This is a genomic window from Microbacterium galbinum (assembly GCF_023101185.1).
In the GTDB taxonomy this organism is placed as follows: domain Bacteria; phylum Actinomycetota; class Actinomycetes; order Actinomycetales; family Microbacteriaceae; genus Microbacterium; species Microbacterium galbinum.
In genome coordinates, this window is sequence record NZ_CP078077.1 from 1 (window position 1) to 12,516 (window position 12,516).

At 68.9% G+C, this 12,516-nt stretch carries 8 protein-coding genes; 3 read left to right on the plus strand and 5 right to left on the minus strand.

Annotation, left to right across the window (positions count from 1 at the left end; genetic code table 11):
- Both KV396_RS00005 and pknB read left to right on the plus strand, forming a co-directional pair.
- Positions 1–841, plus strand: an 841-nt coding sequence (locus tag KV396_RS00005; protein ID WP_247956420.1) for a LysM peptidoglycan-binding domain-containing protein, incomplete at its 5' end; no start/stop codon positions are given.
- Positions 842–920: 79 nt separating this feature from the next.
- Entirely contained in the window at positions 921–2,864 is a 1,944-nt protein-coding gene (gene pknB / locus KV396_RS00010) for a Stk1 family PASTA domain-containing Ser/Thr kinase (protein WP_247956421.1), read from the plus strand.
- Between the two features lie 104 nt (positions 2,865–2,968).
- Here pknB and KV396_RS00015 read toward each other — a convergent pair whose 3' ends face one another.
- Positions 2,969–4,309, minus strand: coding sequence for a class II 3-deoxy-7-phosphoheptulonate synthase (locus KV396_RS00015; RefSeq protein WP_247622073.1), 1,341 nt, complete (start codon positions 4,307–4,309; stop codon positions 2,969–2,971).
- Between the two features lie 37 nt (positions 4,310–4,346).
- A complete protein-coding gene (locus KV396_RS00020) occupies positions 4,347–5,045 on the minus strand; it encodes a lysophospholipid acyltransferase family protein (RefSeq protein ID WP_247622072.1) in 699 nt (232 codons plus the stop codon).
- 150 nt (positions 5,046–5,195) lie between these two features.
- On the opposite strand from KV396_RS00020, the gene KV396_RS00025 reads away from it, so the two are divergent.
- A complete protein-coding gene (locus KV396_RS00025) occupies positions 5,196–7,028 on the plus strand; it encodes an AMP-dependent synthetase/ligase (RefSeq protein ID WP_247622071.1) in 1,833 nt (610 codons plus the stop codon).
- A gap of 89 nt (positions 7,029–7,117) precedes the next feature.
- Here the strand turns inward: KV396_RS00025 and def are convergent, their stop codons facing one another.
- From def to KV396_RS00040, 3 genes are all read right to left on the minus strand, one after another.
- Entirely contained in the window at positions 7,118–7,609 is a 492-nt protein-coding gene (gene def / locus KV396_RS00030) for a peptide deformylase (RefSeq protein ID WP_247956422.1), read from the minus strand.
- A complete protein-coding gene (locus KV396_RS00035) occupies positions 7,606–9,039 on the minus strand; it encodes a MinD/ParA family ATP-binding protein (RefSeq protein WP_247956423.1) in 1,434 nt (477 codons plus the stop codon). The genes def and KV396_RS00035 overlap by 4 nt, the downstream gene beginning before the upstream one ends.
- A gap of 65 nt (positions 9,040–9,104) precedes the next feature.
- Entirely contained in the window at positions 9,105–12,512 is a 3,408-nt protein-coding gene (locus KV396_RS00040; RefSeq protein WP_247956424.1) for a pyruvate carboxylase, read from the minus strand.
- Between the last annotated feature and the right edge of the window lie 4 nt (positions 12,513–12,516).

Consider the following 12,516-nt stretch of genomic DNA (forward strand, 5'->3'; position numbering starts at 1 on the left):
ATCCGCTCCCGCGACGTACACGGTCGCCGCCGGAGACACCCTCTTCGCCATCGCCCAGCGCCACGGCATCCCGCTCGACGCCCTCCTCTCCGCGAACGGGCTCGACAGATCCTCGATCATCTATCCCGGGCAGAGCCTCTCCGTCTCCGCATCCGCCCCGGCAGCACCCGCTGCCGCGCCGGCACCGGCCCCCGCGCCGGCTCCCGCCACCGCGCCCGCCACCTACACGGTCGCCGCCGGAGACACCCTCTTCGCCATCGCCCAGCGCCACGGCATCCCGCTCGACGCCCTCCTCTCCGCGAACGGGCTCGACAGATCCTCGATCATCTACCCCGGCCAGAGCCTCTCCGTGGGCGCCTCGGCCCCGGCAGCGGCGCCCGCACCTGCTGCGGCTCCCGCGACCGTCGACGCCGCGCCCGCGCAGAAGTCCGCCGACCTCTCCCCCGAGCAGGCGGCCAACGCCGCACTGATCATCCGCATCGGGCGCGAACTCGGCGTCTCCGATCACGGCATCGCGATCGCACTGGCGACGGGGATGGTCGAGTCCGACCTGCGCAACCTCGACTGGGGCGACCGCGATTCGCTCGGGATCTTCCAACAGCGACCGAGCACCGGCTGGGGCACGCCCGAGCAGATCCGGGATGCGGAGCGCAGCACGCGCGTCTTCTACGGCGGCCCGAGCGATCCGAACGGTCGGACGACCCGAGGGCTTCTCGACGTTCCCGGCTGGGAGTCGATGGCGTTCACGGACGCCGCCCAGGCCGTGCAGATCTCGGCCTTCCCGCTCCGCTACGGACAGTGGGAGACAGCGGCCCACCGTTGGCTCGCCCTGTATCAGTGACCGCGCGTTCTGAAATCGGGTTGCCCTCAGGGGTGAGGCGCTCCCCGGCCTTTCAGGCAGTTCTCCATAGAATTCTGACGTGACGTCCAACCAGCAAGCCGACCCCCTCATCGGGCGGCTTGTCGACGGCCGATACCGCGTGCGTGCGCGCATCGCCCGCGGCGGCATGGCCACCGTCTACGTCGCGACCGATCTGCGCCTCGAGCGCCGCATCGCTCTCAAGGTGATGCACGCGCACCTCAGCGACGATTCGGCGTTCCAGAGCCGGTTCATCCAGGAAGCCCGGTCCGCCGCTCGGCTGGCCGATCCGCACGTCGTGAACGTGTTCGATCAGGGGCAGGACGGCGAACTCGCCTACCTGGTGATGGAGTACCTTCCGGGCATCACGCTGCGCGAACTCCTCCGCGAGCAGAAGCGTCTGACGATCACGCAGACGATCACGATCATGGATGCCGTGCTGTCCGGGCTGTCCGCCGCGCACCGGGCGAACATCGTCCACCGCGACGTGAAGCCCGAGAACGTGCTCCTCGCCGAAGACGGTCGTATCAAGATCGGCGACTTCGGGCTCGCTCGTGCGACCACTGCCAACACGGCGACGGGTCAGCAACTCCTGGGCACGATCGCGTATCTCGCTCCCGAACTCGTCACCCGGGGCACCGCCGACGCGCGCAGCGACATCTACGCCCTCGGCATCATGCTGTACGAGATGCTGGTCGGCGAGCAGCCGTACAAGGGCGAGCAGCCGATGCAGATCGCCTTCCAGCATGCGACCGAGTCGGTTCCGCGCCCCAGCGCCCGCAACCCCGGCGTGCCCGAGCAACTCGACGAACTGGTGCTGTGGGCGACCGAGAAGTCCCCCGACGAACGCCCCGACGACGCGAAGCAGATGCTCGACCGCCTGCGCGAGATCGAGCGCGAGCTCGGCGTCTCCCCCGCCGCGGCGACCACCTCGCCTCCGGTGCGATCCGCGAGCGACTCCGGGGATCTCACCAAGGTCATGCCCGCGACGGTGGCCGTCACCGATCCCGTCGCCCCCGTGCCGCAGACCGTCGACAACGCCACGCTCCTGCGGCGGCGCGCGTCGCGACGGCGCGCACGCGGCGCGTTCCTCCTCACTCTCGTCCTGCTGCTCGCGGTGCTCGCCGGCGGCGTCGGCTGGTGGTTCGGCTCCGGACCCGGCTCGCTCGTGGCGGTTCCCGGCGTCGCGGGTATGACCTACGACGAGGCGGCGGACGCACTCACCGCCGACGGCTTCTCCCCTCGACAGGAGGACCGCTTCTCGCTCGACGTCGAGCCGGGCACGGTGATCGAGACACATCCCGGTGAGGGCCAGCGCCTCGACAAGGGAGCGGTCGTGTCGGTGATCGTGTCCGCCGGACCGACTCCGCACACGGTCGAGACTCTCAACGGGCGAGCGGAGGAGGATGCGCGCGATTATCTCGCGAGCATCAACGTGAACGTCGCGGAGACGACCGTCGTGCTCTTCTCCGATGCCGCCGAGGGCATCGTCATCAACGCCTTCGCCACCCCGCGTGCCGGCGGCGAGGCCTACGCCTGCGCTGAGGGCTGCGACCTCTTCGAGGCCGACACGATCGAGCTCTACATCTCGGCGGGCGCCTTCCCCGATGTCTCGGGGATGTCCGTCAGCGAAGCGAGTTCGACCCTGACCGAGCGTGGCCTGATCGTGGGCGAGTCGTCGTACGTCTTCAGCTCGGACGTCGATAAGGACATCGTGATCGGCGTCTCCGACCGCGCCGAAGAGGGCAACTGGCGCCCCGGTGACACCGTCCAGCTGATCGTCTCGAAGGGGCCGGAACTGTTCCCGGTTCCCGATGTGACGGGGATGACCCGTGATGAGGCCGCGCAGACCCTTCGGAATGCTGGGTTCGAACCCACATGGAACGTCATCTGGAATGCGTTCCCGAATGACTTCACGGAGGTGTCGGGGACGGACCCCGCACCCGAGTCCGAACGCCGGAAGGGCGCTCAGGTCACTCTTCAGATCAAGAGCAGCGGTTTCTAGATCCCCGGCCTCGGCATCCGCCGTTCCCTGGACGAAGGTACACGACGACGAAGGCCGCACCACCGGAATCCGGGGTCCGGCCTTCGTCGGTCGAAGATGCGGTGTCAGCGCTTCTCGAGCTCCTCGGCGACGAGGAACGCCAGCTCGAGGGACTGCATGTGGTTCAGGCGGGGGTCGCAGAGGCTCTCGTACCGGGTCGCCAGTGCGGCCTCGTCGATGTGCTCGGATCCGCCGAGGCACTCGGTCACGTCGTCGCCCGTGAGCTCGACGTGGATGCCGCCGGGGAACGTGCCGACGGCGCGGTGCGCCTCGAAGAACCCGCGCACCTCGTCGACCACGTCGTCGAAACGACGCGTCTTGTATCCGGTCGGCGTCGTGATGCCGTTTCCGTGCATCGGGTCCGTGACCCACAGCGGGGTCGCGCCCGAGTCGCGCACGGCCTCGAGGAGAGGCGGAAGCGCATCACGGATCTTTCCGGCGCCCATGCGCGTGATGAAAGTGAGGCGTCCCGGCTCGCGGTTCGGGTCGAGCTTGTCGATGAGCTCGAGAGCCGTCTCGGGCGTCGTCGTCGGCCCCAGCTTCACCCCGATGGGGTTGCGGATCTTCGAGAAGTAATCGACGTGCGCACCGTCGAGGTCACGCGTGCGCTCCCCGATCCAGAGGAAGTGCGCCGACGTGTTGTACGGCGTGTCGGTTCGCGAGTCGATGCGCGTCATCGGGCGCTCGTAGTCCATGAGCAGACCCTCGTGGCCCGTGAAGAACTCCACGCGCTTGAGCTCGTCGAAGTCGGCGCCGGCCGCCTCCATGAACTTGATCGCGCGATCGATCTCGGCCGCCATGCGCTCGTAACGCTGGTTCGCCGGGTTCTGCGCGAAGCCCTTGTTCCACGAGTGCACCTCGCGCAGGTCGGCGAACCCGCCCTGCGTGAACGCACGGATGAGGTTCAGCGTCGATGCCGCCGTGTGGTACCCCTGCAACAGGCGTCCCGGGTCGGCCTGGCGCGAGCCCTCGGTGAAGTCGTAGCCGTTGACGATGTCGCCCCGGTACGCCGGCAGCGTGACATCGCCCCGGGTCTCGGAGTCGCTCGAGCGGGGCTTGGCGAACTGCCCGGCCATACGGCCCATCTTGACGATGGGCATCGAGGCGCCATACGTGAGCACGACGGCCATCTGCAGCACCGTCTTGATGCGGTTGCGGATCTGCTCGGCGGTCGCACCGGCGAACGTCTCGGCGCAGTCACCGCCCTGGAGCAGGAAGGCGCGGCCGGAAGCCGCGCGGGCGAGACGGTCGCGGAGGTTGTCGACCTCGCCGGCGAAAACCAGCGGCGGCAGGGCCGCGATCTGTCGAGAGACCTCGGCGACGCGCTCGGCGTCGGGCCACTGCGGCTGCTGCTTGATCGGGAGCGAGCGCCACGCGTCCAGGGCGTCGATATCGTGCGGGAGCATCCTCCCAGCCTAGTGGTCCTGCGGCGCGTCGTCGGCGTCAGGAACGTCGTGTGACGCGGACCGGAAGACGGTCCTTCACGGTCGACGCGTAGACGTCCTCGTACTTCTGCTCCCCGAGCCGCTGCAGCGCGACCATGATCTCGTCGGTGACGGAACGGAGGATGTACCGATCGTTCTCCATCCCCGCGTAGCGCGAGAAATCGAGCGGCTCGCCGATCACGATTCCGACGCGCACGATCCGTGGCAGCCTCTGCCCGATCGGCATCGCCGTATCGGTGTCGACCATGATCACGGGCACGACGGGAACCTTCGCCTCCAGCGCCATCCGCGCGATGCCGGTGCGTCCGCGGTAGAGCGTTCCGTCGGGGCTGCGCGTGCCCTCGGGATAGATGCCGAGCAGGTCTCCCCCGCCGAGCACCTGGAGCCCCGTGTTCAGTGACGCCTCGGAGGCCTTGCCACCCGACCGGTCGATCGGGATCTGTCCGGTGGCGCTCATGAAGAACTTGGTCGCCCATCCCTTGAGACCGCGCCCGGTGAAGTAGTCGCTCTTCGCGAGGAACGACATCTTCCGGTCGATGACCAGGGGCAGGAAGATCGAGTCGGCGAAGGAGAGGTGGTTGCTGGCGAGGATCGCCGCACCGCTCGCGGGCACGTTCTTGCGGCCCACGATCCAGGGACGGAAGATCGCCTTGACCACGGGGCCGATCACGACGTACTTCATCAGCCAGTAGAACACCGTCGTGAGTCTAGCGCCGTGATCGCTCTCCGCCGGAAACTTCCCAGGAACAAGCCTCGGGAAGCGACCCAGTTCCACCAGGTGTGCGACCCGGTGTCATGCCCTAGACTCGGGAGGAACCCGTACCCGACCGGTACCGAAGGAGCTGCCGTGGTCCAGTTTGAAGTTCCCGCCGTCGTCCCCGCCGACCCCGACGCGAACGTCGCCGACCTCCTGGTCGAACGCGTCCGCGCCACTCCCGACCGCGCTCTGTTCGCCGTCCCCGACCGGGACGGATGGCGCGACATCTCGGCCGCCGACTTCCAGACCGCCGTGATCGCGCTGGCGAAGGGCTTCGCCGCCGCCGGCATCCAGCCCGGCGAGAAGGTCGGCTTCCTCGCCCGGACCACGTACGAGTGGACGCTCGTCGACTTCGCCCTCTTCTACGCCGGCGCCGTGATGGTGCCGATCTACGAGACGAGCTCGCCGTCGCAGATCCAGTGGATCCTCGAGGACTCCGGAGCGATCGCCCTGATCGTCGAGTCGCCCGAGCACTTCGCCCGCGTCGACGAGGTGCGCGGCGACCTCCCGCTCATCCGCGAGGTCTGGCAGCTGCACCTCGGCGCCATCGACACCCTCACCGCCCAGGGCGCGTCGGTCGAGGATGCCGAGATCGAACGTCGCCGGTCGCTCGCCGTGGGTTCGGACATCGCGACCCTCATCTACACCTCGGGCTCGACGGGTCGCCCCAAGGGTTGCGTCCTCACCCACTCCAACTTCGTCGAGCTCTCACGCAACTCCGCCAAGGCGCTGGACGAGGTCGTGCAGGTGCCGGGCGCCTCGACACTCCTCTTCATCACCACCGCTCACGTGTTCGCGCGATTCATCTCGATCCTCGACATCCACGCCGGCGTGCGCACGGGTCACCAGCCCGACACCCGCCAGCTCCTTCCGGCGCTCGGGTCGTTCAAGCCGACCTTCCTGCTCGCGGTCCCCCGCGTGTTCGAGAAGGTCTACAACTCCGCCGAGCAGAAGGCCGAGGCCGGCGGCAAGGGCAAGATCTTCCGCGCGGCCGCCGATGTGGCGATCGAGCACTCCAAGCTCGTCGAAGAGGGCAAGAAGATCCCCTTCGGCACGAAGCTCAAGTTCGCCCTGTTCAACAAGCTCGTCTACAGCAAGCTGCGCGAGGCGATGGGTGGCAACGTCGCCTACGCCGTCTCGGGCTCCGCCCCGCTCGGGCCGCGCCTCGGGCACTTCTTCCACAGCCTCGGCGTCGTCATCCTCGAGGGCTACGGCCTCACCGAGACGACCGCCCCCGCGACCGTGAACCTCGCGGACAAGTCGAAGATCGGCACGGTCGGCCCGGCGCTCCCCGGGGTGGGCGTCCGCCTGGCCGACGACGGCGAGATCGAGGTCCGTGGGATCAACGTGTTCAAGGAGTACTGGAACAACCCGGAGGCGACGGCCGAGGCGTTCAGCGAGGGCGGCTGGTTCCGTACCGGCGACATCGGCAGCTTCGACTCCGAGGGCTTCCTCACCATCACGGGTCGCAAGAAGGAGATCATCGTCACCGCCGGCGGCAAGAACGTCGCCCCGGCGGCCCTCGAGGACCCGATCCGCGCGAACCCGATCATCGGTCAGGTCGTCGTCGTCGGCGACCAGAAGCCGTTCATCTCGGCGCTCGTCACACTCGACTCGGAGATGCTGCCGACGTGGCTCGCCAACAACGGCCTCGCCGCTGACATGACGCTCGCGGATGCCGCGAAGAACGATGCCGTGCGTGCCGAGATCCAGCGAGCGGTCGATGCCGCCAACGCCCGTGTCTCCCGCGCGGAGTCGATCCGCAAGTTCACCGTGCTGGAGTCGGAGTGGACCGAGGCATCCGGCCACCTCACCCCGAAGCTCTCGATCAAGCGGAACGTGATCATGAACGACTTCGCGGACGAGATCTCGGCGATCTACGACGAGCCGGTGTCGACGACGAACGTCGCGATCGGCGGCTGAGCTCTCCCGAGATCGCCCCTCCGGAACCGGAGAGCCCTCTGCGCACGTCGCGCAGAGGGCTTTCTCGTTCGGAGAAGGAGGTACCGGCGTCAGAACCAGTCGCTCTCGCGCACCTGGCGCATCGCCGTGCGCCGCGTCTCGGGATCGAGACGCGAGAGGTAGAGCTTGCCGTCGAGGTGGTCGGTCTCGTGCTGCAGAGCCTGCGCGAGCAGTCCCTCTCCTTCGAGCACGACCGGCGCGCCGTCGAGATCGATGCCCTCGACGCGAGCCCAGGGGTACCGCAGCGCGTCGTGCCAGAGGCCCGGCACCGACAGGCACCCCTCCCCCGTGGGCACGGGCTCTCCGCGCACCTCGGTGAGGACGGGGTTGATCACGTAGCCGATGTCGCCGTCGATGTTGTAGCTGAACGCCCGCAGCGCGACACCGATCTGCGGCGCCGCGACGCCCGCGCGCCCGGGCAGTTCCACGGTCTCGACGAGGTCGGTCACGAGAGCGCGGACACCGTCGTCGATCTCGTCGATCGGTGCGCACACGGTGCGCAGCACGGGATCGCCGAAGATCCGGATTTCACGGACGGTCATGCGGATACCTCCGTCCGCAGTCCTTCGACCAGCAGCGCGGCGAGCTGACGCGCTGCGAGACGCGTCTCGGGCTGCAGGTTCGCGAACACGATGGCGCCGCCGGCGGCGAGCTGCGCGTCGTAGGGCATCTGCACCACGCTGCGGACACGGGAGGCGAAGTGCGCCTCCAGCTCGTTCACCCGCACGAGCGGCGTGCCGGGCGTGGAGTGGTTGAGCACGACGATCGCCTCATGCGCGCGATCCTCGAACCCGTTCGTCTCCAACCAGGTCAGGGTCTCGGACGCCAAACGCGCCTCGTCGACGCTGAGGCCCGAGACGATGACGATGCGGTCGGCGAGATCGAGCGTGGCCGCCATCACCGAGTGCACGATGCCCGTTCCGGTATCGGTGAGAACCAACGAATAGTAGTGCGCGGCCAGATCCGCCACGTCGCGGTAGTCGGTGTCGCTGAACGCTTCGGCGATGCGCGGATCGGTGTCCGAGGCGAGCACGTCGAGCCGCGTCGCATCGCGTGCGACGACCGCCGAGATGTCGTGGTACCCCGTCACCTGATCGTGGATGCGCACGAGATCGCGCACCGACTTCGTGTGCTGCGGACGCACGATCCGATCGGCGAGCGTTCCCCGGTCGGGATTCGCGTCGATCGCGATGACACGGTCGTCACGAGCATCCGCCAGCGCCATGCCCAGCAGAGCCGTGATCGCGGTCTTCCCCACCCCGCCCTTGCGGGAGAGCACCGGGACGAACCGGGCTCCGCCGGGCAGCGGAGCGGCGATCCGAGCGGAGAGCGCCTTGCGCTCGCGCGCGCGACGCCCGTCGCCGATGTTGATCCGTCGGCCGGAGATCGAGTACAGCAGGTGGCTCCAGGCGCCCTCGGGTTCGGGCTTCGTCACGCGATGCGGATCGAGCAACCGGTCGGTCGTGAGCAGATCGGCGGATTCGCGATTGGCGCCGCTCAGATCGCCGAGACGCTTGGACGTCAGCGTCACCTCCGGCGGAGCGGTGCGCGGTGCGACGGACTTCTTCGGGCTCTCCACGGGAGCGGTCTCCTTCACGGGGGTGGGAGCAGGCACCACGACGGGCTCGGGCTCGGGCTCGGGCTCGGGAGCGGGCTCAGGAACGCGGGCGGGCTCGGGAACGCGGGCGGGCTCGGGCTCGGCGACGACCTCCTCGACGGCGGCGGCGATCGGTGCGGAGGACACCGCGATGACGGCATCCTCCAGCACGATGTCAGCGATGACGGCCTCGTCGACCTCGCCGTCGATGACCTCTTCGTCGGCGAGATCGTCATCGTGCTCCTGCGGCATGACGACGCTCACCTGGGCGGTTCCTCCGAGGATGCCGATGCCGGTCGTCGCGACGGACGCGGCGTCGTCGAGCACCCCCATCGCGTCGTCCTCGCGGTGATCAGGGGTGTTCTTCGGGGTCACTGTCTCGCTCCAAGCATGCGCAGGCGAGGGCGCGCCGCATCGTGCGCTGCCCCCGCCGGACAAGGTTAGTGCGCGGGACGGATGACGACCAAAAGATCGCCGGCGTCAACCTGCTGCGTCGACGAGATCGCGTGGCGCTCGACGACACCGTCGACGGGCGCCGTGATCGCTGCCTCCATCTTCATCGCCTCGATCGACGCGACGGGCTCACCGGCTCGGACCGTAGCCCCGATCTCGGCCTTCAGGGTGACGACTCCCGAGAACGGAGCGGCGACCTGACCGGGAACGGAGGTGTCGGCCTTCTCGACATCGTGGGCGTCGACGGTGATCGCGCGATCTCGCACGAACACCGGTCGGAGCTGGCCGTTGAGAGTCGTCATCACGGTGCGGATGCCGCGGTCATCGGCGTCGCCGATCGCCTCGAGTCCGACGTACAGCTGCACTCCGCGGTCGATCTCGACCAGGTGCTCCTGCCCCGCGACGAGGCCGTACAGGTAGTCGCTGGTGTCGAGCACCGACAGATCGCCGAAGAGCTCGCGCATCTGGCTGAACTCCTGCATCGGCGCCGGGAAGAGCAGGGTGTTCAGACGCGCCCGCCGCGTCGCGCTGTCGCCCGCGAGGGCCGACTCGTCGTCGGCCGTGAGGTCGGTCAACCCGACGCGGACCGTGCGTCCCGCGAGCACCTTCGATCGGAACGGCTCCGGCCACCCGCCCGGCAGGTCGCCGAGCTCGCCCGCCATGAAGCCGACGACCGAGTCCGGCACGTCGTACTTCTCGGGGTTCGCCTCGAAATCGGCCGGGTCGGCCTTCACCGCGGCGAGGTGCAGGGCGAGATCGCCGACCACCTTCGACGAGGGCGTGACCTTCGGCACGCGACCGAGGATCCGGTCGGCGGCGGCGTACATGTCCTCGATCAGCTCGAAGTCGTCGGCGAGGCCGAGCGCCTTGGCCTGCTGACGCAGATTCGAGAGCTGACCACCCGGGATCTCGTGGTGGTATACGCGCCCCGTGGGCCCCGGGAGACCCGACTCGAACGGCGCGTACTGGTGCCGTACGGCCTCCCAGTACGGCTCGAGATCCGAGACGCCCGCGAGATCGATGCCGCTGTCGCGGTCGGTGTGCGCGAGCGCGGCGACCAGCGCCGACAGCGAGGGCTGGCTCGTCGTGCCCGACAGCGGAGCGGATGCGGCATCCACCGCGTCGACACCGGCGGCGCTGGCGGCCAGGAGCGTGGCGAGTTGCCCGCCCGGGGTGTCGTGCGTGTGCAGGTGCACCGGGAGATCGAAGCGCTCTCGCAGCGCGGAGACGAGTTTCGCGGCGGCTGCCGGACGCAGCAGGCCCGCCATGTCCTTGATGGCGATGATGTGCGCCCCGGCATCGACGATCTTCTCGGCGAGGCCGAGGTAGTAGTCGAGCGTGTAGAGGTCCTCGGCCGGATTCAACAGGTCGCCCGTGTAGCAGAGCGCGACCTCCGCGACCGCCGTTCCGGTGCGCCGGACCGCCGCGATCGCCGGACGCATCTGCTCGACATCGTTGAGGGCGTCGAAGATGCGGAAGATGTCGACACCGCTCGCGGCGGCCTCGGCCACGAAGGCATCGGTGACGGCCGTCGGGTACGGCGTGTAGCCGACCGTGTTCCGCCCGCGGAGAAGCATCTGGATCGCCACGTTCGGGAGTTCCGCACGCAGCTTGTCGAGGCGCTCCCAGGGGTCCTCGCCCAGGAACCGGAGCGCGACGTCGTAGGTCGCCCCGCCCCATGCCTCGACCGAGAGCAGGCCCGGTGTCAGTCGAGCGACGTAGGGAGCGGCCGCGACGAGGTCCTTCGTGCGCACGCGCGTGGCGAGCAGCGACTGATGCGCATCGCGGAAGGTGGTCTCGGTGATCGCCAGCGCGCTCTGCGCGCGCAGTTCGGCCGCGAACCCTTCCGGTCCGAGTTCGAGGAGGCGCTGACGCGAGCCGGGCACCGGCTCGGCGGTGAGGTCGATCGCCGGCAGCTTCGTGCGGGGATCGACGGCTCCCGGGTGCGCACCGTTCGGCTTGTTGACGGTAACGTCGACCAGCCAGTTGAGGATCTTGGTGCCGCGGTCCTTCGACACCCGTCCGCGCAGCAGTTCGGGACGCTCGTCGATGAACGAGGTGCTGAGGTCACCGGCGACGAAGGCGTCGTCGTCGAGCAGCGCCTGCAGGAACGGGATGTTCGTCGAGACGCCGCGGATGCGGAACTCCGCCAGCGCACGACGCGCACGAGCGACCGCCGCGGGGAAGTCGCGCCCGCGGCAGGTCAGCTTCGACAGCATCGAATCGAAGTGGGGGCTGATCTGCGCTCCCTGGTGCACCGTTCCGCCGTCGAGACGGATGCCGGCGCCGCCGGGCGATCGGTACGTCGTGATCTTCCCCGTGTCCGGGCGGAAGCCCTGCGTGGGATCCTCGGTCGTGATCCGGCACTGGAGGGCCGCACCCCGCAGCTGCAGGTTCTGCTGCTGCAGGCCGAGCTCCGCCAGCGTCTGACCGGAGGCGATGCGCATCTGGCTCTGGACGAGGTCGACATCGGTGACCTCTTCGGTGACCGTGTGCTCGACCTGGATCCGCGGGTTCATCTCGATGAAGACGACCTCACCCGCCCGCTCACCCGCGGTCTCGAGCAGGAACTCGACCGTGCCGGCGTTCTCGTACCCGATCGACCGTGCGAAGGCGACGGCGTATCCGTGCAGGGCGGTGCGGATGCCGTCGTCGAGGTTCGGCGCCGGGGCGATCTCGACGACCTTCTGATGACGGCGCTGCACCGAGCAGTCGCGCTCGAAGAGGTGCACCGTCTCACCGGTCTTGTCGGCGAGGATCTGCACCTCGATGTGACGGGGACGCACCACGGCCTGCTCGAGGAACATCCGCGGGTCGCCGAAGGCGCTGTCCGCTTCGCGCATCGCCTCGGCGAGTGCGGGGGCGAGCTCGGCGGCGCTCTCGACGCGACGCATTCCGCGCCCTCCACCGCCGGCCACGGCCTTCGCGAAGAGGGGGAAACCGATATCGGCGGCCTGCGACACCAGCGCCTCGACGTCGGCGGATGCCTCGGTCGAGCGCAGCACGGGCACGCCGGCCTCGACGGCGTGGCGCTTGGCCTCGACCTTGTTGCCGGCCATCTCGAGCACGGCGGCGGGCGGACCGATGAACACGATGCCGTTGGCGGCGGCCTTCTCGGCCAGCTCCGGGTTCTCGGACAGGAAGCCGTAGCCGGGGTAGATCGCGTCGGCGCCGGACTCGAGCGCGACGCGGATGATCTCGTCGACGTTCAGGTACGCGCGCACCGGATGCCCACGCTCGCCGATCTCATAGGCCTCGTCCGCTTTGAGGCGGTGCACGGAGCCCCGATCCTCATGCGGGAAGACCGCGACGGTCCTGGCTCCGACTTCGTAGGCCGCGCGGAAGGCACGGATCGCGATCTCGCCGCGGTTGGCCACAAGGATCTTCTGGAACATGCAC